The organism is Ruegeria sp. AI2, assembly GCF_056541275.1.
The window spans coordinates 97,913-121,971 of the sequence record NZ_JBQFYB010000010.1 but is presented as its reverse complement, the minus strand read 5'-3'; the positions used below and the strand labels follow the sequence as shown (position 1 = coordinate 121,971).

Here is a 24,059-nt window from a genome sequence, read left to right as displayed (position 1 = left end):
CTCGGTAAAACACCATCTACCGGATCTCCGTGGTGCCAGTTGCGATGACACAGTCGAGATGCTGCTCGAGACGTACGGACACCCCAACAAGGCCGGGCAAGCCAAAGCCTGCGCTGAACGCCTCAATCCCGGCGCGGGTTGCGCGGCCTGCGAGCCCATCGGCCGGACCAACGTTGAACCCCAATGCGTTGAGCTTCTGTTGAACGCGGCGCACTCTGTCAGCTTCCGAGCCGGCAATCGCGGCAGCCCCGCAATTTGGTTCCAGGCGTGGCGGCGTGACGCCAGGCGCATAGGCCACCAATTTCGGACCGCTTGGACCTGTTTCGATGTCGACCCATGTGTCCATGTTGCCGGAGATCTCGATTGCGCCAAGAGATTTGCCCCCGCTGAGCCGTACCTCAAAGCGCCCTGACGGAACGGAGATGCCGTCTCCTCCGATACGCCCTTTTGCGACGACGATGCCCTCTTGATTGACGACGTCGACATCCGCCGAAAAAGCCGCCTGCAGTGCGTTGGCAAATGCTGCGCTGCCTCGGGCATCCACAAAAGTGCCGCCACCGGCGCGTGCAATCTCGGCGATATTCGCGCGGTCGGCGTCGGTGTTTAGGTCAAACCCGATGAGGTTCATTTCGATATCGCCAGAAGCTTGCGCTCGCACATCCCGCATGACGGCTTCTGGATTGGGAGCGCATTCTTCAATGCCATCTGTGATCACGATAATGCGTGTACCAGCTCCCGCGTGCACCGTTTTTGCGACCGCCGCGATGCTTCCAATGAGGGGGGTGGTCCCCCCGCTTGGCTCGAGCCCGGCCACCAGTCCCGAAACAACTGCCTTTTTCAACGGGCCGGGCGGAATTGGCGTTTCAATGTCGGTGCAGGCGGTGTCTTTTCCGGCACTTTCCGGGATCCGATTTCCATACACCGTAAGGCCGAACTCAATTCCTTCAGGTAGGCTTCCAAGAACCTGATTTAGGACGGCTTTTGCAGCATCGATGCGCCGCTCGCCATGCGCCATAGGGCGTGCCATCGACCCAGACATGTCAAGGATCACGTGGACGGGCGTGGCAGTTTCTGGTGATAGCACCGGGTTTGCAGCCCTTACACGCAGTGTTCCAGGAATAATGTTGAGTTCAGTGCGCAACTCATAGGGCACCGGTGCGGCCATTACCTCCCGGAGGGTGTCGTAGAACCGGGTCAGATCTTCGGCCCCTGTCGCATAAAAGCTGCGGCCACCTGTCATCACCGAGAGACCACGAAAGACGTTGCGACCCGTTCCAACGGCTTTGAACTGATATCGGTTTACCTCCTCGCCCATGGCAATGCTGTAGATTGGGATAGAGAGGTCATTGGCGCGTTGAAGAATTCGGGCGCGTGTTACCTCTTTCTTGCTGGCGGAATCGATGCCATCGCCGATCAGTAAGATGGCTTTGCTCCCGTCCTGGGCGGAGAGGATATCGAGCGCGGTATCCAAGCCCTCGTGGAGTTTCGTCGCTCCGTCGGCAATGATGCCTTCCCGTAAAGCAGCCAAAAGTCCGTCATGGCCTTGGCCGGGTGCGACGGTCACGACCTCGTCGGAAAAGCGAACCAAATGCAGTCTTTGTCCCGCTGGGGCGCTCTGGACATAGGTTTCGAGTGCGTTTTGCAACGCGCGTTCCGAGCCCTCAAGGCTCCCGGAGGTGTCATACACAATGGCCACCTGACTTGCCTGAGCCGTCAAGGACACAAAATCCGGCGCATCGGGGGGAAGGAGGGCGAAGCGTTTCGAGCCATCCGGACCTACCGCTCCGGCGACACCGCTGTGTGGTCGGCCATCGCGCCGCCAAAAGCCAAGGGACTGAACAATTTGATCTGACGACGCGACCGTGAGGATTGGAACGCCGGTATCTGCGTGCGGCAACGCAAAAATATCCGTGTCCCCACCACTTACAAGACCGCGAATCACGTCGTTTGTGTCCAGCATCTGCGCGTTTGCAAATTTGTCGTTGGGTTCGATTTCATCCGGACCGGCACGCTCTTGCGCTGGGATCTGGGCATCAAGCGTTATGGATGGTGTCGAGCGTTGCCGTAAAGAGAGCAGGTCGGACGCGCCTTCCATCACAGCGATTTTTCTGATCGCGAGCTGATCGGCCCCGCCTTCAAAGACAAGCCGAAGGTGCCTGAGTTTCTGACCAACTGGAAATCGAACCACAGGGTTCGTGGCGAGGGGCGCAAGAACGGCAATGCGTTCAAAGTCGACCCCTTGCGCTTGGTCTGACACATCAAGCGCTATCCGTCCCGGCAGCCCGGTTCCCGGAGCGAATTCGACGACAACATCGCTGACGAAAACCTGCTCATGGGGGCCAAAGGCCAGAACGACATGTTTTGGGTCTGGGCCTTTCTTGGTGATCCAGGCGCGATTGTCTTGTCCGGTGAGCGCGAACACCGGCGGGTTTTTCTCAAATCCGCTGAACGAGACAACCTGCGCCCCGGCCGACGGTTCGGCCAGATCCCACGCCTGGTCTTCGACAAGTGACGTGGGGGTCGCGTCGTCCTCCCACACTTCGATATTGGCCATGGTCGGTGGCTCATCCAAGTGCGTGCCCAAAATTTCAATCCGAACAGCCTGAGCCCGTGTCCCGGGTCTGAGCGGAATAAGGTTCCTTTGCGCCGTCTTCGGAAGCGTCACCTCCAAGATTTGCTCATAGGCCTGGCCCTCTCCGGGTTTGACCCAGACGCGAACCAGACTGGGAAACCTGAACCATGGGAAAGGTGCAGTCTTCCCAACGCGCGTGTCGAGAACGATCGCGCTGAGATCGGCGATCCGCCCGTCTCGAAATTGGACGGAAATTGCCGGGGCAGCATCCCCTTTCTCGGCACCCCACCCACAATGCACGCATTCGCGGGTGCCGATGCTTTGTTGGTATATAGAGGGCAGCCCGTCGCCGAGGTTCGCCGAAGACCAGGCATCGTTTTCTTGCGAGGAAGACGTGGTGACAACGCCACCATAGGCGCGTGTCGCGAGATCTCTGATGTGATGGGGTGCTTGCCACGTGGCATAGTCTGCACCCCATTCTGAGACGTCCGGGCCGGACCCGCCTTCGAGAACCGAGGTGGCGTCGAGAGCCTCAGGATTGGCCGAAGCAGCTCCGGCGCTTAGTGTCAAAGCGAGGCCCAAACTGGCCAGACAGCGAAACGTTGTACGGAGGAAGTTGACGCTCACAGCTGGCCCTCCGCGTAGCGACGGTTGTTCTTCAAGAGCCTACTGTCGGGAACTTCGAGAAGACCCATGTCGTAGATGCCGATCGCCTCTTGCCAGGCTTCTGCGTCAAATTTGCTCCGGGCCCATCGATCATAGATGATCGCTTTTAAGTCTGCCGAGAGCGTGTCGGCGAGCACAGGGGACACGTCATGGATGAGCGCAAGTGCGCCCTCCGGATCAGCGCGATCGACGAGGTCGGTTGCTGCGCGACCCAGCACGTTCTCTAGGACGTCTTGAAGCGATTTTGTTCCGGGAAGAATGTCCTCCATGCGCGTGACCTCGGTGACGAAGAGAGACGCGCCCCCTTCCGTCAAAGCGCTGTGTGACCACTCTTGGAAAACGAATGGTACATTGCGCTTTAGGTCCCGCGCATCGGGTGCGATGGCCAGACCGTCAGCATAGGCTGTCAGCGCCTCTTCCCAGCGCGCCTCGTCAATCGCCTTAGACGCGGACCGGACATACAAGGTCACCAAGAGCTCGCCCGCCTCTTCCTGGCTGAGCACGCGGCGCGCTTGGCCGACAGTGTTTTTGGCGGCCTCGAAGTCACCGGTTTCGACGTGTTGAGCAATCATCCGGTTGAGCGTCGTCACACCCATCCCCGCGACCTTCTTGTCTTGCGGAAATAGACGGAGGAGCTGGTCCATCGCTTCAGCGACACCCGCCGCGCTATCACGTTGCGCCGCAGAGCGGGTCCATTCTTGCGCGATGTAGGCGATATTTTGTGAAAAGAGTTTTGGATCCCCAAGTTGCATGCGACCGGCGTGGTAAATCTCAGCTGCGTCTTCCCAGTTTCCAGCATCCATTGCGTCGCGCGCTCTGTAATCAAAGATCACGGTCTGGAGCTCCTGGTATGTCTCCAGACGGGTCAAAAGTTGCGCGCTCGCAAGGATCTCTTCCGCCGAGCCAGTATCACCGGAACGCAGTGCTGCGTTTACTTGACGAATGATCTCGTCCTCACCGAACCCCGGGTCGACGGCAAAGTCTGGAAAGAGCGCCCTCAGGGTTCGTTGGACCGCCTCAAGTGCGGCGACACCGCCCTCTGCATTTGCCTGGCGCTGCCACTCTTGGGCCACGTAGCGTGCATTTCGCGCCAGGCTCTTGCTGTCCGGAACCGCTTTGCGGCCTTCCGCATAGATTTCTGCGGCAGCAGCCCAATCCTCGGCGTCGATGCGGGCATGACCATAGGCCTCAAAGGCAAATGCCGTGAGCTCATTCATTTGATTCGGGCCAACAATTTCGCCGACTTGCGCAACGTCTGCCAATGCCGCCTCTAAAGTGACCGTTTCTATCCCGGCGCGAATGTGGCGCCGCAAAAAGGTCTCCGCGATCTCGTCTAAGTTGGTGATGTCTGGCACCGCGCTTTTGACGCTTTGAAGCGCATCCAGCCCCTTGGGAAACCCCTCAGCCTTTGCCCATTCCTGCGCAAGATATCGCGTTGCACGTGCGATATTGCGATCGCCTGGATAGGCCAAAGATCCGGCCTGCAATACCTCAAGGGCGTTGGGGAAGCGGCCTGCATCCAATTCCGCGGACGCCCATCGTTGATAAACCCCGCCCCGCCATTCACGTAGATCCCCAAGGGATTGAGGATCCAAAAGCGCGTCGGCGGTTAACGTTGCATCAAGCGCCCCTTGCCAGTCGCCCGCATCGATAAAGTCTTCGGCCGGCCGCGTGAAGACCGCCGCACGCAGCCCGTCAAAGGTGTCCCGGTCGATCTCATCGGCTGCCGTCGCCAAAATGTCGAGCGCGGCTTCCGGGCGCCCCGCATGTGCCTCCGCGAACGCCCAACGTTGCCAAATGGCCTTGCGCGTTGCGGCCAGCCCGCGATCTTCCGGCGCAAGTCGGGCGCCAACAGCCGCGACCTCGGTGGCGTCTTCCCAGTTCCCAACATCTGCGAGCGACGTGCTCCATCGGCCCAACGCCGCAAGGGCATTGGTCGCCGCCGAAGCGAACTCGGGATCCAGGCTCATCGCCCGAAAGTTTGCAAAAAGCGCGTCTTGGTATCGGCCAGCGCGGAGGTGTTCAACGCCATGGTTGTAGTAGATCAATGCCGCCAAACCGGCCGCCCCGATTTCCCGGCGTTTCGATTTGTTTGACTGCGGGATGTAGCGAAACCCGGTTAGGTTCTCAAAGTCCGCGACATTTTTTCGTCGCGGGTCAAAGCCCTCGGCCGTTGTTGTCTCAACGTCCATGTGGTTGAGGCCATCGTAGACGATCGAGAACGCATGATCCGGGACCTCGATCGCGCGTATGTCAAATCCAAGACCCCCAGCGACCGCGTTATAAAGCACAGCCGACGAAACGCAGTTGAACACGCCATCGTCCAAGACCCCCGAGAGGTTCGTTTGCGCTTCGCGGTACCCGCCCTGGAAGGCGCGGGTGTGAAGCCATGTGAGGAGTTGCGCGCCGCTCTCACGACGTGGGGCAGAGAGGTCCAAGACGGATTTCGCTTCCGCTGTTAACGCGTTGACGCGCGCAATGTAGTCTGAGCGCGTGGCGCCGTCCATTACGCCGGATGCCAGAAGGGCGATCTCCATAAATTCGGCGTTGGTCAGGTTACCTTCCCCCGCACGTGCAAAAATTGCGGCTTCTTGCGCTGTGAGTTTGAGATCCGCAGCGCCGAGCGTCTGCATTTCAGCCACAATCTCGAGCGCGGTGATCGGCGTTTCACCGAAGGCATAACGGGTTTCTGGAAAGCCCTCCTTGCCGCCGATGCTGAGGTCCGCAAGCGCAATTTCTTCTGCGCCCCGTGCCGGGTAAAGCCGCACAAGCAACCAATCCGCCGCGCCACTGCCGAACCGGGCCTTTTGCACGGGCTTCAAGGGATCGATGGTCTCGGCTCTGAGGGAGGAAAAACCTGAAGAGGCTGATGCGGTTGACGCAAGGATGTCAATTCGGGCAGGGGCCGGTATTCTGGCATCGTTGGAAAGTGTCAAAGAGAATGTCTCCGGCGCCACGGTTCCGCGCTCAAAGGCAAAGAGCAAGTCGATGGGCATCCCGTCCACGGCCTCAAAGACGGCGACCGTGCCGGCGTTGCCGTCGATCAAGTTGGCAACCAGCGCCCCGGTGTCTTCTCCGGCGCGTGCCAAGCTGTTTTCGACCGTCGCCAGCGCAAGCAAGTTGGCTGGTGCTTCCGCCAACGCAAAAGTGGAGACCCCTGCAAGCAGTCCACTTAAAACAAGTACCGAATTGGCTTTGCCAAACATCTCGCGCCCTCACATTTTCCAGCTTCCAACGGAGCTGATCTTTGCCTGAAACACCGTAGCAGACGGACCTCGTCAGCGGTATCTGTCGAAAAAAAAGAAACGACATCTGAACTGTCGAAGACTTGCATTAACGTCGGTTTAGGAGAATGAGATCTCTTCGCCGCGCGATCTAGGGGTCGAGTGCGGCTGAGTGCTAAATCCCCCTTTAAGCAGTTTTTCGGTGATGCCGCCGTTCGTTTATTGCGCGGCGGATTCAAGGAGATAGCCCAACTTGCGCCTTGGATTTCTCGCTGCGTGCGCGCGCAACGCGAGATTTTCTGCAAAAGCGTAGTTTCACACGCTGTCTTGCAGCGACAAAATCGGCCATTGGTGCTGATCGCAGCGAATATCGAGCGGCCAAAGAATCGGATGCGGACGGAGCCGTCGTTCGTGCTTCGCGTCAATCAGACAAAGTTGCGAGAAACGCAACCAACGACGCGCGATCGTCTTCATTGGCAAACCCAAGCATCACTTTTTTGGTCCCCGGTACAAACTGATACGGGCTTGCCAGATAGTTGTTGAGCGCATCCGCGTCCCAAACCGTATCCAAATCGCGCAGGTAGCTTGAGTATTCAAAGGTCGGGTCTGATGCAGTGGCCTTTCCAAAGATGCTCCACAGATTTGGGCCGTTGTCACCCAACGACAGGGACCTTGAGGGGACCCCGTGGCAAATCTCGCATCCTTTTGCCAACTGTGCCCCTCTAACATGGTCGGCGCCTTCAATTGCATTTGCGATTGAGGGAAATTCAACCCGGCGTGGAGCCCCTGCTTCGACCAGTATATTGGCTATCTCCAAATTTCCGGCTCGGAGGGCTTGATGCAATGGTGTGGAAATATAAGGCTCATAACTTGCAGGGTCTGCACCCGCTGCAATAAGAACCCGAACCACCTCTGTGTGACCGTAGGCCGCTGCATGATGCAGTGCCGTTCCCACAGTATAGGCACCATTCTCTTGGTAGAAAAAGATTGTGGGGTCAGCCCCTCTCGCTAGAAGCTCCTTCACAAGATCTACGTGGCCGAATTTCGCCGCCACAAATAGAGGAGTTACGCCGGGGGCGCTGGTCATGCTGGTGCTGCGAATTTCCAGCGGGACACCTTTATCTAGCTCAGCCAGAACACCCTCAATGTTTCCATTCTTGGCATGCAGATGGATCATCTCGGCAAATGCGGGTGGTGAAAAGGCCGTAAAAATCAGGCACGCTGCAACAATTGATCGGATCATTGAAGCCTCCCGCCACAATTCTCTGACCGTAGGCGCAGAGAGGTTTCGCCGCAACCAATCCACTCAAATCGTCGACGGTTGCAAAAGGCTCACAGTCACCCGCTGCTCATACAACAAGCACCTCAGTGAAAGCGCTACGGAACCGTCCATCTGCAGATTTGGCCAAACCTCTGAGCTTGTGTCGTCTCGTTCAAAGCGCGGCCGTTCGCATCTCAGGAGCTGACGTTCGCGCCAAAAGCGGCGAAACCGGGCCGGGAGCCCCATATCTCCCGAATGGTGCGCATTGTGCGAATGGCGCCATTGAACTATTTTGCCTATACTGCGCGGGCAGCCCCGCGTGGTTTTCGCTTTGAAGCTACTTCCAGACTTTACGAGGACGTCGCTTTTGGAGCGGACCCAAAACGCGGGCCTTCAAGGTATCCAATTGGCAATTGGTCACGACCGCTCGGCTTCAGTTTCCTGATGCCTCAGCAATCCCTGCAATTGAGCGACGACGATTAGGAGAAATTGCCAAGGCAGCTTCGTAAGCGGCGACGGCCGCGTCTGTCTCACCGAGCAAACGCTGCATATCTCCGAGCTGTTCACGCACCGGCAGGACATGGCTTGGAGTGACGGGTGCCTTTCCGACCGAATCCTCCGTTTCTGCGGCAGCTTCCATCATGGAACGCGCGGCTGGATCACCGGCTTCATACGCCTGCCACGCCTTGATGGCACCACTTTGCGCATTCGCAAGAGTCACCCAGTAGTTCATCCCACGCTCGTCCATGATTGCGGTGAGATCGGAGAGCCGAGCGAGTGCGGCTTCAACCCCTGGAACGTCTCCGCTTCGCGCCGCGCCCACACCCTGCGCAAACGCAACGATGGCGAGTGCATGCGGGTATCGGCCCCATTCAAGTTCTTGATAGGGAATGTCAGGAAGTGCTGCTGCTGCCTCCCAGTCTTCCTGTTCCAACGCAAGCCGAGCCGGGGCCGCCGCTACGGCATACGCGGTTCCAAAGACATCCTGCATGTCTGGTGTATTGAGCAGCGTCGCGACCGTTTCGGTGGCCTCCTCCACCTCTCCCAACTGCAACAGCGCATAAGTCAGGTAGTCCAGCGCGTGGGGATAGTGGTCGGACACCGTCCCGTCGATCTTCGGCTGCGCAAGCACGGCGGCGGCGGATCTGCGGTTGAGGTCTGCGGCCTCATCCCATCGACCAAGCCGGGTCATGATATGCGAAGGCATATGAAGTGCATGCGGGTTTTCAGGTGCGAGTTCCAGGTATGCCTGAACGAACGGAAGGGCAGCTTCGGCCAGGGGCGGGTGATCGTAGGCGTGAACGAGATAATGCAGGACCCCGGGATGCTGAGGCACGCGTACGTTCAGGTCTTCCAATAGCGCACCGGCCTCACGCTGACGCGCTAGCGTTCGATCGCTTGGGGGCGCGACCGCCAACATGGCCAAAGCGGCAAAAGCTGCGGCATCAGGATTGTCGGGAAAGTCCGCATGGATTTGACGTTGCGCGTCTGACCAAGCGGCCTTGCGTTCGGGATAGGTGGTAAGAGCCGGATCATAGAATGTTGCGGCGGCGGCGACGTAGGCCTGTTCCAACGCGGTCCCCGCATCGAGACTTGCAGCCCGATCGATTGCCGAGAGGCCTTTTTGGAGTTCAGGAGGCGATTGGATGCCAGGCCAGAGCGGATGGAAGTTGCTCATGGCAATGCCCCATTGAGCCATTGCACAATCAGGGTCAGCTTCAGCAGCAGCCTCGAAGCGGGCGTTGGCCATGCGATACATCATGTGATGCAATAGCAAGGTGCCTTCGGTAACGGCGTCGTGCGCTGCCGAACTGCAACTCGTTGGGAAGTCAATTTCGCCCAAGCGGGATGTTTCGGCTTGCGCCATGGCGCTGGTGGCCAACGGGCCAAGGACCAGCGATGCAATCAAAATGGGGTGTCTCATAATTTGCCTCCTCGTCGCGAGGAGACAGGGTAGAGAAATCTGGCGCCACGATTTATGCTAAGATTGAATTACATTTATCAGAAAAGCCGATCAAATGGACAAACTGACTGCGATCAAGACCTTTGTGGCAATCGTCGAGCATGGCTCTCAGACTGAAGCAGCACGGCGCTTGGGTCGATCGCAACCGACAGTCGTGAGAAGCCTTGCGGAATTGGAAAAGTCCTTGGATGTAAAACTAATGGCGCGCACCACGCGGCAGTCGGTTCTGACGCTTGAGGGCGAGCAGTACTATCACGATTGCAAAAGGCTCTTGGAGGGATTGGATACTTCCGAGGAACGAATTAAGGAAATTCAGAAAAGTGCACGCGGGCAGATCAAACTCACAGCGCCAGTTGAATTTGGCAACTTGGTTTTGGCACCGACACTTCTTGCTTTGCAATCTGAGTTTCCGGAACTTCGCCTCAAAATTGATCTGACGGACCAGCCGCTTGATCTCGTAGGCGGAGGATACGATGCCGCCGTCAGGATCGGAGAGTTGCCAGATAGCGGGATGATTGCTCGAAAGGTGGGCAAAATGCCGTCTTTCGTATGTGCAGCGCCAGTCTTGGTCGAACGCCTGGGCGTACCTGAAAATCCACAATGCTTAGCCAACCTGCCATGCGTGGGGATCGACATTGCCAAAAGGCGATTTGGCCTAGAGTGGAAATTTGATGAGCTCAGGGGATCACCCGTCGTGGTGCGTCCTGACCCAGGATTTGTGTGTGATAGCGTAGCGCTAGCGCGAACTGCTTGCCGAGCGGGTTTGGGCTATGCGGCATTCTTCGGCTACCAAGTGGTCGAGGACTTGCGCGGCGGTACCTTGGTCAAGGTTATGGAAAGCGGAAACCCCGAACGCGCCGTAAATCTGCTCTGGCCTCCCCGCCAACCGATGCCAAAACGGGTGCGAGCAGTTCTGCAGCGGATTGAGATTGGAATAAGGGACGAGCTAGCAAGAATGCGGACCTATTGGTGATCTCTTAGCGGCTATCCACCCTCAAGCTCCTGCTGGTTCGACCGCTTCACCAGAATATCGACAAGCCCCTTCTCGGCTGATCCCGCTTCGATCGCCTGGATAGCATTCACGATGGTCTCGACAAGCGGGGTGTATATGTTTGTTCCCGAACGAATGTTCTCGACCGCCCGTCTGACATTGACGTTGCTCATAGCTTAATCTCCGCGTCCGGGTTTCCGGCGGCGAGCGCGTTCATGTAGGCGAGGCACAGATCACAAGAGCGGTATTTGCCGCCATAGGCGGCTTTCTCTTCACGCTCGACGATCGGGAAGGTCGAGTAGATGTAGCGGATGTCATCTCGGTCGGTGATGCCATAGAGGTGGAAGAAAACGGCATCGAGTTTGGCGCGCAACACAAGGCGGCGCTCTTTGTCCCAAGTGAAGGGTGGTTTCACGGTTCCGTCCTCGTCCACATGCCCCATGTCCCGTGCAAATGGTTCCATGTCATGGGCAGTGTAGGTGAGCTCAAGAACAGACTGCCGGACAACCTCGGCCGCGCTCTTCGCTCCGAAACGTACGCTGCCGAATTTGCTCGGTGCGATCACTGGAAGCTGTTCGACGATGTACCAGTTCAGGTGCGTGCTTTGAGCTTTCTGCCTGGTCACGTAGTCCAATGAGATCGCGCCAAGATTCCCCAGGAGAAGCGCTTTGTTTTCGGCCCGCTGTTCTTCATCATTCCAGAGGATCAGGGGGGCTGTATTCCCGACACCCGCTTTCGGGATTGCTGCTGCTATCATCGTTCGTGCATCGGTCGCCCTAGCGATATCCCGAAAGGCGATCATCCATTCAACGCCGGACGGCAGATCGGCCTCGCTTTCCGGCACCCAATATTGAGGAGTGGGAACGAAGTCCGGATCGGCCTTTTGCTCTTCAGTCACCGCTCCGCTCAGCGCCGCGTTGTGCAGATTTGACTCGTTCACTTCAACCGATGCCGCACGATGATCGAATTGATGAATCATTCGCCCGACATAAAGAGGTAGCCAATTTCCTGAAGCGCTTCCAAACGTGTTGCCGCCGAGAGGGTACGCACCCTCCTGATCATCGAGCTCCATGCGAGTGCGAAACAGGTTAGAGTCGTTCGTCATGTCTAGCATGCGCAGGTATTGCACGGGCCATGTTTTCACTTCCGTGCCGGAAGACCTATCGACCAAGGGCACAGCATTGCCATAGATGACCGTCGTCAGATCAGCATCACGCTTCGATCGGAAAATCGGCGCAGTGCCTGTGTTCGGGTTCACACGCGCGAAGTCCTCGGCGTTGAGGGAGAAGCATGTGTCTGGGTCTGCAAGCTCGCTCACCGCTTGTAGGAAAAACGCGCAGCGCGCGGCCTCTTCCGTTGGTGACGGACTTGCCACGAACGCGCAGAACTTGAAGCGGCTGTCCACGTCCTCGAAGAAAGGCTTCAAATCATAACGTGTGCGCCGGTTCTCGAAGTCATAGAGTGACTTCAGTCGCCCTTCCGTCGCCACGCCTTTGAAGAACTTGGCGGCGGTCTTGTCTGATGCGATCCCGGATGGGACGAGCAGACCAATCAGTCCGTCTTGCCTCACCACGGTCGTGGCACGCTCGACGAAGAGCGAATAGAGGTTCACGTCACCACCGGAAAGTAAGGGGTAATCCCCGCCCTTCCGCGCCATGCGTGTGCCAGCCTCTGCACGCTCTGACGCCTTAGCGTAGTCCTGTGCCAAGGGATCGCCCGCTTGTTCGAGAGCGTTGATCATCTTCTTTCTGTCAGCCGCGCGTGCGGCCATGGCGATTTCAGGGCGGCGCTCGGCAAACCACTCGACCTGTTGCAGCTTCATTCGATCCCATGGCGGGTTGCCGATCACGGCATGAAACCCGCCGGTCAGCTCGTCTTCTTCCCAATCAGACCAGATGCCCGGGAAGGTCACTTGCCAATTGAGGAAGTTTTCCTCTGCAATGAGAACCTGCGCTTGCGCAAAAATACCAGAAAACAGATCGAATTTTTCAGCGGCGCTCATGCGCCCTTTGAGGGTCTCGTCTGCAGCCTTTGCCTTGGGTCTAGTAAGTTTTTGTTTGCCCAAGACGATATCGAGGGGATCACCAAACTCGCCATCGAAGAAAGCTTGCATCGCAATCTTCTTTTCCTTGCCCCTAATGTCGAGCCAGTCGATTGCATGAATCAGTTTTAGAAGCGCATCGAGCGGCGCGGTCATGTCCTCGATCTCGGCAAACACGTCAGCCGATCGGTGCGCTTCGGCAATTTCGGCGTCTGTCAGCCCCTCGACGATCTGCATTTTGGACGCTGCCCGCAGGGCGCGCTTCATGGGCTCATGCAGCAAGAGCGGCGTGCCGTAGGTCGCGGCCTTGTCGATACCCTTCTTCACCCAAGAACCAAAGAGGCTGTCGCCACAGCGAAGATGGTGATCGAGGAAGGATAGCGGCGCTCCAACGGTGAAAGTGTGCAACCACAGCGCCACCTTGGCGAGCTCCACAGCCATCGTGTTCTTGTCCACACCGTAGATGCAGCGCTTGAGCACCATACGTCGAATGATGTGGCGATCGTCGAGCTGTTCCTCGTCGATCGTCCAATCCCGTTCGTCGGCATTGGCAAGGATGGTGTTGCGGATCGTGTCGATCCGCTCTCCTAATGGGGAAATGTAGTCGCCCCATTCCTCGGGCGTGTCGAGCTCAGCCTCGGCCATGGCGGTGATCACCTGGTCGGCCATAAAATCGACAAGACTAACAAGGAAGTGGCCGGAACCCATAGCAGGATCGCAGATTTTCAGGTCAAGAAGCGCGGTTGCAGGATCGAGACGCTTGAGCTGGCCGATCTTGCGATGGTCGGGTAAGTCCCCCTGCCCCAGCTCTGTGATCTTGTCCCGAAATGCAACCTTGCGCTCTTCGACAAGCGGCTCTAGGGTCTCGGTCAAGATGAGCTGCACCAGGTCGTCGGGTGTGTAATAGCTGCCCGATCCCTTGCGCGCGAAGATGTTCGGCTGAACGGTGATGTCTTCGCCATCGCGCGTCACCTCGTATTCGAGAAGCCGCTCATAGATCGAGCCAAGTTGTTGGACCGAAAGGTTGCGGTAGTTGATGTATTTTCGGCCCTCGGGCGTCACCTCAAACGATAGGGCGTCGATCACGCGCGCCATAACCGCATCGGAGATGCGGATGTTGGTCAAGATCGCATGCCGCTCCTGGTCGAAAAGACCGCCATTATAGGGTGGCAAGCCGATCGAGGCGTCTCCCTTGTCAATTGCAATGAACAAATCGGCCATTGCGCCCCAATAGCGCGCGGCGGTTTCCGAGAAGACATCGTTCTTGTCTTTGCGTTCTTGGACATCAAGGCGCACCTTGTTTCGTAGCCCGTAATCGTCATAGCGAGTGTCTTTGACAGGCAAGAGGTCACGGTCTTCGGCGTACAGGATAAACAAGAGACGGTAGAGCAGGATTAGTGCGGCTTCGCGCACTGCCTGTAAGTCGGCCACAGGCGCGGCCTTGACGATCGCGCGCACCAGATCCGGGAATACTTCCCCGAAAACCTTATTGGACAAGTCTTCCGCAACGCGCTGTTCGTAGAATTTCCCCTCTTCGAGCGCCTTTTCGTGGAACGTGCGAGGGTCAGCACCCGCTGGGACAAACGCCTCGCGCCGGAAGATCAGCAAAAAGACTTTCAACCAGTGAAGACGATCGGCCTCATTGAGGGCAAAGAGCCCGTCAGAGTGCCCTGGCAGGTCGAGGATCGCGGCAATGTCGAGCTCGAAGAATTGCTCAGACACAGACCGCGCACCTGAGAAGTAGAGCCGCCATTTAGAGCCGTTGGTAAGAATGCCCCAACGGAGCGTGCCACCCGTGATGTCGTCGATGCGACGCAAGTAGCGGAGCATCTGGGTTGACGGGGCGGTTTCCTCTCCACGCCGTCCAGAGCGGCGATCAAGGGGACGTGCCCATCTCTTGGATTCGACCACGGCGCGGCCGAACTCGTAGCGCTTCCACTCTTCAGGAAAGCTGTTCGCCTTGGCTTTCGTCTCTGCGCTATCGAAGAGCAAACCATCGGGCACGTCTTCGCGCCCGCGCGGTGATAGATTTTGCTGACGAAGGGATTGAGTCCAGCCAAGCGCTTCAAGGATCGGCCAGATCAAATCATCTTCGGTCTGGCTTTCATTGGGTGTCTGGGAAATCGGGAAACGCTCGAAGACTAACCGAAGAGACGCGCCGAACTGGTCGAGATCAGCATCGCTAAGGATATTCCACTCGGAAACGCCCTGAATGGTATCGGTCAAAAAATCGGATGTAAACAGGCTGCCCTGGCTTGCGATTTCACTGCTCAAATCGATACTTCCTAGTGTTTTCTCGAAGGGTAACAGTTGTTCGAATGACGTGCAGCAAGAATGTGGCTTGATCGGGTTTCAAAAGTCTGCTTTGGCCTAGCGTCGCGTTCATATCGCGAGAGCAAGAAGATCCGCGATCCTGAAGAACTGTCGCGAAACAGGACTGAACTCGTTTCGTGGCGTTGAAGGTCCGCTTTCGCGGTTTCTGAAAGCCCTCGCCGCAGAGCGGCGAATTCACACTTTCCGCCCGATTCTTTGGAAAAACAGTATGTTGCGAGCGCAGCGCAGGTACATCTACGATCTTCCAGCACGATCCGCGCCCGTTTTTTTACGCTAAGCTCTTTTCAGCCTATCAATGGAATGAGCGGGTTTTCGGGCCATAGTAAAGCTCTTGTCATTAGGGACCGAGATTCATTGCCAAGATACATCACTGTTCGGTAGATCATCACGGTGAAGGACCATCACCGCATTTGGTCGACTGGACGGCAAATCGTCAACGGCATCCCAGCCCCAAAGAACGAGGTTTATGTCATCAGGCGTCGCCCCCGACGCGAAACTGTTCACTAGGACACCTGAGTAGCCATCGCCCTTCAGTCTGTCTGCAACAACGTGGGTTGATGGAACCAACCCTTGGTGCATCTCGGATTCCCAGTTGTCATTGGCGATATCCTCCCATGAGATGCCCAATGCCTGCCTGGTATCCCGGCTGGTTAGATCCACGATATGATGGCAATCAACCGCTAGAAAATAAAATGTATAGGGTTCTTGGTTCAGGCTGAAACGCACCTCGCGCGCGGCTGTTTCATGTGACAGCGACGTATAGAGCGCTGGTTGCCCAATTGGGTTGAACCGCCCACCCCGTCTTGCAGCCCCCTCCCCCGATGTCGGCAGATACGACCAGCGCGGTTTGGCGGCACGGATGACAGTACGCTGCACCCGGATGGCATGCTTCAAGCGTAACCGCCTTCTAATCGCCGCAGAATATGGGACTTCAAAGCAGCGTTTTCTCCGTCCTTAACGATTTCCTCGGGCGTACGCCCGCCAAAACCCACAATGGGTTCAGACCGATACCAGGCATAGGCCATGAGCGAGCTTCCAACAGCCGGTGCGACGGTATTCAGAATCTCGACCAGATGACGCAAGGACGTCTGGACTGAGACAGAAGCTACGCGCTTCCGCCGAGACAAGGATTCCGGAGAAATGCCCAAAGTCTCACCAATCTCGCGTTTGGTGGTTTTCAGATGCCGGGCCAGACGATCCGGTGAGATCATCCTGTCTTCTACAAGATCACGTAATTCCATGATGGTCACTCCTGTTGCCACAATATATGGACCAATTTGTTGACAATCAAGGCTGTCAGATCCTTTGCGCAGCGTTTCGTGGAGAAAACTCAAGCTGCCTACCCGCTAAATCCTCCATAGAAACTGCATTGAAGATGCAACTCCCCTGCCCTAGTGTTTCCAATCAGTCCTGGGACCTAAGCCGTGGCCGATGCTTCGAGTATCACGTTCGAGCGATTGACTGCACTCCGACAAACCGTGTCTTAATTAGTATCGCATTTGAAGTTGCACAGCTCTTCGTAAATCCAGAGGAGATGATGGACATCTGTCCTGTAAGACGCACTACGTAGTTTTGAGATTCTTTAACCCACCCTGCCTAGTTTTTAGAGGTATTAACATTGCCGTTGGCTCCATGTCTCCCCGATCAATCTTGCTCATGATCGATGTCAGGTACGCTCTGTGGCTTTGAATTCCCTCAACACGTTGCAAGATATAACCTAAGACCATGAAGCGTATTGCTGGTCCATGTGATGATTTCATTGCATACCAGGTCTCTCCAAGCAGCATGTGGTCAGCTAACTGGTCCATCAGTTGATCACAATGCGCTTGGTCTCGTGCAAACCTCAATTCTGAACATAACCGAGGAAATGCCTGCTCCATTTGATCCTGGGTCACCTGAATCTTTGAGTAATCTTCTTTTCTACTATTATGACTCAGTAAGTGCTCTTTGTGCCCCTCAATTTCGGTGTCGCCATCCCTCAATTTGATGGCCTCGCAGGTTTCTGATGGGCAGTTTTCCACAGAAACACACTCATTGATTTCGTCCAGCAGTCCCTGGAGAACGTCCTGTTGCGGTCGACGACGAAGGATCAACCGCGCCCGAACGAGTAGGTCTTGAACACCATCTGAGATGGCGTCCTGAAGTCGGGCCAGCGCTAGTGTGCATTCATCCCGCAGAATCTGAAGGGCTTCTTGTGCACGACGATACTCGCTAGCAAGGGCTGAGAACTCCGCATGACGGGTTGCCAGTGGTAGTAGCGACAGCCCGCTGACCAGCATCACCTGCCCTGCTCCGTCTCGTCTGCACCACCTTTTGCCGTTTGCGGCGGTAACGCGTAGAATGATACCCAACTTGATCAGTTTCGAGACGTGGCGCTCCACTGTTTGAATACTCACGTGGGCTCGCTCGGCTATTGCAGCATTGCTAGCATAGGCGATGTGATGGTCATCGGCCATTTTGCTTACACGATCAGCTGACATAAACGAAAGTAATGCTCGCAAAATAGAAATGCTCGTAGCCTTCAGCCCAAGCTGTTCACGAGCTTCTTCTATAGCACGGAGCTGCATCCACTTTGGCGCACTACTTCCCTGTCCGGCCAACGACCCGACTGCTCCTGTTGGAGCGCAATTTGTTACTGTCCTCATAGCTTTTTGTCAGCAGACAAAGAAATATCGCCCACCCAAGGGTGTTTTTTCTTGTGTGGTGATTCGGGAGGAGCTAAGTTCAAGTTGCTAGACAAGATTTGGTCCTCGGGAGCATCACCGCTTTCGGGGGCTATTTCTTTCTACCTTTTCTCCTTTGCTCGCTTGCCTTTGATTTTGTTCACAGCTGTGAACTCCTTACTTCCGTCCGCTTACTGCCTCAAAGCGGTCTCGGAATTCTTTCATTAGTGTTTCAATGTTCTCATCCAACCAATCTGAGAAGCCGGGGGCTGCACTGTCGTTAATACTGATGTTCAGCCCTGTGGCCCCTTGTTTAACAGTTGCTAGGCCTTCTCCGACGATTCTGGGGTTTGGTCTGGGTGTTTCGGATTTCCTCTTTATGTCATCAAGTAGTGCCAAGAGACGTTCATCTGAAGAGGAGCTGGGAGGTAGCTTCTCCAGTTCCCGGAGTGCGTTGCGAGGTGTGATCAACTTTTGATCCAAAGCATCAACCAAGATCATCCACTTGGTGCGACCGAAGCCCGGCGCAGCCCCAATAGCATCACCCAGTTCGCGCGGTATTGACTTCGTAATGCGCTCTAGGTTGGACAACCCAGACTTTGTCAGAGACATGATTGTTATGACCTCTGACCTATTTTTACCTGAAGCAATGATGTCGGTAGCAAAGCGCGCGCGCTCATAGAATGTGAGGTCCTTCCTGGACGCATTTTCAAGGGCTTTGGCGATCAGGGCCTTGTCATCATCGAGGTCGACAACGTTAGCCTTAATCTTAATGTTTTCATCCGGGTAGGTTTCTTTTAGGTAGCGGCAGGCAGCCAGTCGACGTCGACCAAAAATGATCTGGTAGCGCCCGGTTCGACCAGGTTCATGACGCACCTGAATTGGCACTTGCTGACCGTTCTCTCGTATGCTGTCCGCCAGTTGCTCAAGTGAATGGTTTGGGACGTCACTGTCGTCGTCAGTTCTAGAGTTCACAGCTGTGAACTTCTCAAGCCGGTCCTCCACTCCCCAGTCATCGATAAGATCGGGGTCTATCTCATCAATAGCGTTATACGTGTCCTCAATGAATTGCAGACCCGGCGTGATTGGTCGGGCAGGGGAGGGGGTCGCGTCTTTGACCTCAATAGTAGCTTGCTCTGCGATTTCCATCATGCTGGAATGACGCTTTCTTGCTCTACGCTCCTTCGCCATCAGATGCGCCCCCATGCTTCAAGAACCATGTTTTCTACTTCTTTACCGACGGCATCCATCGAGGTCTTGGCTCGGTCGTAAGTTGCTCGTGTCAGGTCAGACCTGTTCAGCTCATAGATTGATTGCTGAAGCATGGCTGCATCACTAATGGCGGTACTTTTTAGGCTGGTCGCAGTCATTACTCGCTCTTGAAAGAGGGCACGCATGAACGCAACAATTGTTTGAGATGGTGTATCAACAGGCTCGTCCCGCGTAACCAAGAGACGGTAGTTATCATAAACAAGTTTTGCTCCGCTTCTTTCAATTACCTCCATGTACGAGGAAGTCATTTTGAGAAACTGCGCGGTGGACGCGACATCGAGCATCGAAGGAGTTAGTGGTACAATCACTGACGTTGCGGCCGCCATACCACCCATTGTGATAAAACCAAGGCTGGGGGGGCTATCGATCAGAACCACATCGTAATCGGTCTCCACCGACATGATGGCGTCGTGAAGGCGCGCAAAGAAGGGGTGCTGCTTGCTGTTTAGCTTTGCCGACTCTGCCTCAAACTCAGACAGCATCAGCCCGCCTGGCGCGATCGAAAGGCCAGGAAAGTAAGTTTCTCGGATGACTTCCTTCATCGAAATCGGATCATGGTAAGTGATCGCGTCGTAGACGGTATCAATACTCTCATCCAGCTCGGTTTGAAGGCCGCACATTGCTGAAAGCGAAGCTTGAGGATCGAGGTCAACACAAAGTACCCTGAAGCCTTGCAGTGCGAGGTAATGCGCAAGGTGAATACATGTCGTGGACTTGCTGGAGCCACCCTTGAAGTTCATCACCTGAATTCGCTGCAGTGACTCGCCTTCGCGACGCCGCGGAACGTATCGTCCTGGAGTTTTACTGCGGGCTTCTAAAAGCTGCCGCAGTTCCCAAACTTCCAGACCTGTATAATACCTGCGACCGTGATTGATTTCACTGGCCTCGGGAACGGCGCCTTCCACAGTCGCTTTGCGAAGATACTGGTGGCTGATGCCAATCAGATCGCAAACTTCTTGAGCTGGGAAAAGGCGCAGCTGCTTTGTTGAGTCTGGAGCATAGGCCGCAAGAAGGTGTTCTTTGATTGCGAGATTCAGTCGACTACTGATCTCGCTGCTGATATCAACTGGGGAAGTTGATGCAATGGGTGTGGTTGGTATCATGGTTACATCTGTATGCTCGAATTGGCGATTTACGCTCTACCACCACAGAGACCTGATGAAATGATTCAAGTCAACCTTTTTTTATATGTAGAGTAGGGGGATGTGAGTCCTACTACATGTTGACATGAAAGTTCACAGCTGTGAACTTTTTGCCGTGAGACGAATTGCATGCCTTTTTTGAATGACCACGTCGCATCCCGTGTTCTCGAGAGCCTGTCAGATTAAGGACCAGTGGAGTGCAGAGTGACTCCATAAACTCTGGAAAAGTTGGAAGCCCCGTCAGCTAGTGGATTGGTCTGGGGACTCATCGCGATGTGTCGAGATATGTTTCCGCACTGGCCACACTAACGGATGGGGTAGGGGACAAGACATAGGCATTGCAACCAGAGTATCCCTCAAGCCTGGACTTCTTCGAACAATCAGTAAGCATTCACCCCAACAGATCCGCCGCCGGGTTCTCTGCTATATCGACATCATCGTAATATTTCTGCGCCTGCGCCATGGAGCGGTGCAGCGAGAGGCGCATGGCGGCTTGGATCGGGGCGCCGTCCAGCGCGGCCTGGGTCAGAAAGCCCGAGCGTAATCCATGCGGTGAGGCAAACCCCTGAGGCAGCCCGGCCAGTTTCAGGCGGTGTTTGACGATCTGCGCAATCGCATCCGGGCTGAGGCGACGTTTCAGCACCCGGTCGGCTTTGGAGATGGGGCGGAACAGGGGGCCATCCTCGATCCCGCCAACCTCGATCCAATGCACCAAGGCTTGCGCGGCGCGGCCCTTTAGCACCAGTCGCGGGGTTTCGCCCTTGGCTGTGGTCTTGGTCTCCACCAGCGAGAGCCAGACCAAACCTTCTTTTTCGAACGCTTTCAGGCTGACATCCTCGCGCATCAGCGCCGTGATTTCCGACCGCCGCCGCCCACCGCTGGCCCAGCCCAACATCAGGATTGCCCGATCTCGACAATCACGGCGCGAGCCGCGACAGGTGGTTAGCAACTGTTCCAGCACATCGCGGGTGATCGGATGTTGCGATTTTGGAGTAGGGGGCCGGGCGGCGGCGCGTCGCGCCTTGGCGCGGGCCTGTTTCACCTGTGGCGCGTCGAAGGGGGAAGGGAGGTTCTTCATCCGGTGAAAGGCCAACCAGGAGGCGATGCGCCGGTCCAGCGTTGACGGGGCCGGACAGGCCAACGACTTGCGCAGCCCTTGCGCGATCAGTGCCTCTGCCACCTGTCGTGCAGTGTCGTCTTCCGGGGCATCGTTCAAATCGCGGGCGTGATCGAGAATGAAGGCGAGGGCGGTGGCCTCGGATTCCGGCCAGTCCAACGCCGCACCGAACCGCGCAGACTTCCAGGCGGTGACATAGAGCAAGTCGCGCTCATAAGCGCGGAGCGTGTTTTCCGGCGTGCCGCGCACATAGAGATCGGTGAGCGCGTCCTGGTCTGTCTGTGACAGGGCAGGGGAGACAGTGGGGAGGTATGGGGCAGGGGGCTTCATGTGTCGATTTTCCCTAACCTGTAGACTGCTCATGCTTGTTTTCACCATGTTCCATGGTTGGCCTTATGCTGTGTTGGTTTTTTACGAGTAGACTCGGACTGAATTTGTGCCGGTACATATTTACAAAATTGCAGGTTACGGTGCTGCATCGACAAAGGTTTGCTGCCGGTGCGGGGCAGAGGTCTACGGGTTACGGACCAATGCCGATGCGAGTCCAGTGGTTAAGGAAAACCGACACATGAACTGTATTCTGCGCTGATTCCGCGGCAAAATCAATCACATCTGATAAGGGATACTTATCGAGTGTAACTTGAAACTGATAGCGCAACAAAAGTAACGAGCAAAAGTAACAGATTTTGCGCGTAAAGTAGGTAGAGGGCTTGCGGAATAATAAAATCGGAGGTTCTGTCGCAGGTCTGTAAACCAATTGGCATCGACATTGCGCTGGAACCGTTGGCAAACTAAATGAAATGAACAGATATTTTGCCACTGAATTGCCTTTCTGGAAGTTTGCCAGAAACACGCTGATCGTCAGTTGCCTTGCGTTGTTTCCGCTGTTGGCCATCTTCGTTTTGCGCACGCCGGGCTTTGCGACGCACCTCCTGAACAGTGGTCCCGCGTTTGTTCGGTTTTTGCGTCAGGTGGTGACGAATGGGTTGCCGGTCGTTTTCCTTTTAAATTATCTCAGCTTTTTTCTTTTCGCCGTTGGGGTAAGGGCGCGGGGCAGGGGGGCCATCCCGGCCCGGTATCTGCTAATTGACCTGCTGCTACGGGCCGTCCTGTTCATCGCGCTGCACGCGCTGATCTACGCGCTTTCGGCAGACTGGTTCGGGTCTTTCGGCGGTGATCCCGTAGTGGCGTTGCGGGTAGTCGGTCCGACGCTGGTACGCTCCGCCTACTTCGAGAACATCTCAGGCGTTTACCTGTACGCCACGCTGGTCGGAGCGCTGCCGCTATACCTATCCGTCGTTCAGAGCCAGATCGCCCACGGTACTGGATTTGCAGCCCAACTGGCACGTCGCGTACCTGGGCGCGGCGGACCTGTGACATTGGCCCTGCTACTGATGGCGGTGTCAGTGGTCGTTCTGACCACCGCGGCGGCGCTGATTGTCCGTTTACAGTCGGTTTGGGGCTGAAGGGTCAGAACGCCCTGCGTATCGCGAAGGAGACTGCGTAATCGCGTTCAAGCTGGGGCCCATCCAGATCTTGATACACAGGGATCACGCCCTCGATACCCAGGCGCGTGCCCGCCAAAACGCCCGACCCCGGCACAAGGTAATTCACTCCGATTCCGATACTCAGAAACTGGCCGCCGCGCAGGGTCGGATCAGCGGTGGGCACCATGCCTGGGTTCAGGCGCGCATCCGACCCGTCAATGTTTTCCACGATGTCGCCGACCACCCGCAACGAGGAGCTGAACTGGTCATTCCAGCGCCGTGCACCCCAAACTGTTGCTGAATAGACGTCACCCAAGGTGTAACCGGCATCATTCTCACCCATCCGGATCACGGCGGCCAGCTGGGCGCCCCAAGACCAATCTGCGTTCTGGCCCGTATAGGTGACGCCCGGCAGCAGGTCGTAGGTGCCTGAACCCAGTTGCATGGGGTAGGGCAGCAGCTGGTCCGGCCCAGCTGGCGTGGTGTCGGTCTCGTCTATCGAGCCAGTCGGCAGACTGAGGCCAAGAGATAGTTCCAGCACCTGCCCGTCGGATTTGTAGATATCATATCCGCCGATGATCTTCAGATCGCCAAACCCCTGTGCCCTGGTCTTAAAGGTCTGGCCCATGCGGGTCTGGTGCTTCATCGTCTTGCGGGTATAGGGCAGCATCGCCATCACCGAGATCTCGTCGGTCACACCGTACATCAGGCCGACCATCGCCATGTTCATGCTCATGCTGAGCGGCGCGATCGGATACTGCGACAGAACGTTCGAGGTAGACAGCGACTGCGTTCCGGTACGATTTCCGTCCATCTCCATGTTCATGTAAGAGAACACAGGCATCAAAACACCCTCGGGTGGATGCATACCGCCAACGACACCCGTTGGCGGCACCGCGTCGGGGCGCATCATCCTGGACATGCTTCCCATACCTGACATGTTGCTGGAGGCTTGCGGGTTCATCGCCACGTTGTCAGCCGGACGGGTTTCCGGTTGGGCCATGGCAGTTGACCCAAGGCTCAGCCCCCCAGCCAGTATTACAGCCTGGAGGCGTTGCCAGACGCACGTAATCTTGCTGTTGCTCCGTGTCATGATGCCCTCGTGTTCGTTTGTTTCCTGAGTCCCTGCCCTGAAAACAAAGTGTTCGGTACGTCCATCGGTGAAGTCGAAATGGTGGGGGTCTCCAGCGCTGGAAGGTCAAGGCCGCCGGCCAGATTTGCGCTCGTCAAGCATGCATCAGCCGAAGGGGGTGCGGCAATAATGCGCTTGACCCTCCAGCGCTGGATTGTCGGACAAGGCCGCAAAACCGGAAATCCGGAGGGATT

At 56.4% G+C, this 24,059-nt stretch carries 15 protein-coding genes; 2 read left to right on the top strand and 13 right to left on the bottom strand.

Annotation, left to right across the window (positions count from 1 at the left end):
* Positions 1-16 precede the first annotated feature (16 nt).
* From ACR0LL_RS16245 to ACR0LL_RS16230, 4 genes are all read right to left on the bottom strand, one after another.
* On the bottom strand, positions 17-3,199 hold the full coding sequence (locus tag ACR0LL_RS16245; RefSeq protein WP_480522614.1) for a VWA domain-containing protein: 3,183 nt from the start codon (positions 3,197-3,199) through the stop codon (positions 17-19).
* Positions 3,196-6,444, bottom strand: coding sequence for an ATP-binding protein (locus ACR0LL_RS16240; protein WP_480522612.1), 3,249 nt, complete (start codon positions 6,442-6,444; stop codon positions 3,196-3,198). Before ACR0LL_RS16240 ends, ACR0LL_RS16245 begins: the two co-directional genes overlap by 4 nt.
* Before the next feature lie 439 nt (positions 6,445-6,883).
* A complete protein-coding gene (locus ACR0LL_RS16235) occupies positions 6,884-7,639 on the bottom strand; it encodes an ankyrin repeat domain-containing protein (RefSeq protein WP_480588239.1) in 756 nt (251 codons plus the stop codon).
* Positions 7,640-8,156: 517 nt separating this feature from the next.
* On the bottom strand, positions 8,157-9,647 hold the full coding sequence (locus tag ACR0LL_RS16230; RefSeq protein ID WP_480522608.1) for a hypothetical protein: 1,491 nt from the start codon (positions 9,645-9,647) through the stop codon (positions 8,157-8,159).
* Positions 9,648-9,741: 94 nt separating this feature from the next.
* On the opposite strand from ACR0LL_RS16230, the gene ACR0LL_RS16225 reads away from it, so the two are divergent.
* Positions 9,742-10,659, top strand: a complete 918-nt coding sequence (locus tag ACR0LL_RS16225; RefSeq protein ID WP_480522606.1) for a LysR family transcriptional regulator — start codon at positions 9,742-9,744, stop codon at positions 10,657-10,659.
* An 11-nt stretch (positions 10,660-10,670) separates the two neighbouring features.
* Here ACR0LL_RS16225 and ACR0LL_RS16220 read toward each other — a convergent pair whose 3' ends face one another.
* From ACR0LL_RS16220 to ACR0LL_RS16185, 8 genes are all read right to left on the bottom strand, one after another.
* Positions 10,671-10,850: a hypothetical protein gene (locus ACR0LL_RS16220; RefSeq protein ID WP_480522604.1), complete on the bottom strand. Its 180-nt coding sequence runs from the start codon at positions 10,848-10,850 to the stop codon at positions 10,671-10,673.
* Positions 10,847-14,992, bottom strand: a complete 4,146-nt coding sequence (locus tag ACR0LL_RS16215) for an Eco57I restriction-modification methylase domain-containing protein (protein ID WP_480522602.1) — start codon at positions 14,990-14,992, stop codon at positions 10,847-10,849. The genes ACR0LL_RS16220 and ACR0LL_RS16215 overlap by 4 nt, the downstream gene beginning before the upstream one ends.
* A gap of 411 nt (positions 14,993-15,403) precedes the next feature.
* Positions 15,404-15,946 carry an RES family NAD+ phosphorylase gene (locus tag ACR0LL_RS16210; RefSeq protein ID WP_480522601.1) on the bottom strand — a complete coding sequence of 181 codons (543 nt, stop codon included), beginning with the start codon at positions 15,944-15,946 and terminating at the stop codon, positions 15,404-15,406.
* Positions 15,943-16,293 (bottom strand): hypothetical protein, encoded by a 351-nt coding sequence (locus tag ACR0LL_RS16205; RefSeq protein ID WP_480522599.1) that lies wholly within the window; start codon positions 16,291-16,293, stop codon positions 15,943-15,945. The genes ACR0LL_RS16210 and ACR0LL_RS16205 overlap by 4 nt, the downstream gene beginning before the upstream one ends.
* Before the next feature lie 321 nt (positions 16,294-16,614).
* Positions 16,615-17,697, bottom strand: coding sequence for a helix-turn-helix domain-containing protein (locus tag ACR0LL_RS16200; protein WP_480522597.1), 1,083 nt, complete (start codon positions 17,695-17,697; stop codon positions 16,615-16,617).
* A 195-nt stretch (positions 17,698-17,892) separates the two neighbouring features.
* Complete coding sequence (repB, locus tag ACR0LL_RS16195; protein ID WP_480522595.1) at positions 17,893-18,906, bottom strand: plasmid partitioning protein RepB; 1,014 nt, start codon at positions 18,904-18,906, stop codon at positions 17,893-17,895.
* A complete protein-coding gene (repA, locus tag ACR0LL_RS16190) occupies positions 18,906-20,090 on the bottom strand; it encodes a plasmid partitioning protein RepA (protein WP_480522593.1) in 1,185 nt (394 codons plus the stop codon). Before repA ends, repB begins: the two co-directional genes overlap by 1 nt.
* A gap of 430 nt (positions 20,091-20,520) precedes the next feature.
* Positions 20,521-21,576 (bottom strand): tyrosine-type recombinase/integrase, encoded by a 1,056-nt coding sequence (locus ACR0LL_RS16185; protein ID WP_480522591.1) that lies wholly within the window; start codon positions 21,574-21,576, stop codon positions 20,521-20,523.
* Between the two features lie 470 nt (positions 21,577-22,046).
* On the opposite strand from ACR0LL_RS16185, the gene ACR0LL_RS16180 reads away from it, so the two are divergent.
* Positions 22,047-22,712 (top strand): hypothetical protein, encoded by a 666-nt coding sequence (locus ACR0LL_RS16180; RefSeq protein WP_050605729.1) that lies wholly within the window; start codon positions 22,047-22,049, stop codon positions 22,710-22,712.
* Between the two features lie 4 nt (positions 22,713-22,716).
* Here the strand turns inward: ACR0LL_RS16180 and ACR0LL_RS16175 are convergent, their stop codons facing one another.
* Positions 22,717-23,826 (bottom strand): transporter, encoded by a 1,110-nt coding sequence (locus ACR0LL_RS16175; protein WP_170417865.1) that lies wholly within the window; start codon positions 23,824-23,826, stop codon positions 22,717-22,719.
* Positions 23,827-24,059: the final 233 nt, after the last annotated feature.

What these genes read in the sequence shown, in the direction of transcription:
- ACR0LL_RS16175 (WP_170417865.1), bottom strand. Translation starts at nt 23,826, where the DNA reads ATGACACGGAGCAACAGCAAGATTACGTGCGTCTGGCAACGCCTCCAG.
- repA (WP_480522593.1), bottom strand. Translation starts at nt 20,090, where the DNA reads ATGATACCAACCACACCCATTGCATCAACTTCCCCAGTTGATATCAGC.
- ACR0LL_RS16235 (WP_480588239.1), bottom strand. Translation starts at nt 7,639, where the DNA reads ATGATCCATCTGCATGCCAAGAATGGAAACATTGAGGGTGTTCTGGCT.
- ACR0LL_RS16225 (WP_480522606.1), top strand. Translation starts at nt 9,742, where the DNA reads ATGGACAAACTGACTGCGATCAAGACCTTTGTGGCAATCGTCGAGCAT.
- ACR0LL_RS16205 (WP_480522599.1), bottom strand. Translation starts at nt 16,293, where the DNA reads ATGGAATTACGTGATCTTGTAGAAGACAGGATGATCTCACCGGATCGT.
- ACR0LL_RS16185 (WP_480522591.1), bottom strand. Translation starts at nt 21,576, where the DNA reads ATGAAGCCCCCTGCCCCATACCTCCCCACTGTCTCCCCTGCCCTGTCA.
- ACR0LL_RS16220 (WP_480522604.1), bottom strand. Translation starts at nt 10,850, where the DNA reads ATGAGCAACGTCAATGTCAGACGGGCGGTCGAGAACATTCGTTCGGGA.
- ACR0LL_RS16200 (WP_480522597.1), bottom strand. Translation starts at nt 17,697, where the DNA reads ATGAGGACAGTAACAAATTGCGCTCCAACAGGAGCAGTCGGGTCGTTG.
- ACR0LL_RS16230 (WP_480522608.1), bottom strand. Translation starts at nt 9,647, where the DNA reads ATGAGACACCCCATTTTGATTGCATCGCTGGTCCTTGGCCCGTTGGCC.
- repB (WP_480522595.1), bottom strand. Translation starts at nt 18,906, where the DNA reads ATGGCGAAGGAGCGTAGAGCAAGAAAGCGTCATTCCAGCATGATGGAA.
- ACR0LL_RS16180 (WP_050605729.1), top strand. Translation starts at nt 22,047, where the DNA reads ATGAACAGATATTTTGCCACTGAATTGCCTTTCTGGAAGTTTGCCAGA.
- ACR0LL_RS16240 (WP_480522612.1), bottom strand. Translation starts at nt 6,444, where the DNA reads ATGTTTGGCAAAGCCAATTCGGTACTTGTTTTAAGTGGACTGCTTGCA.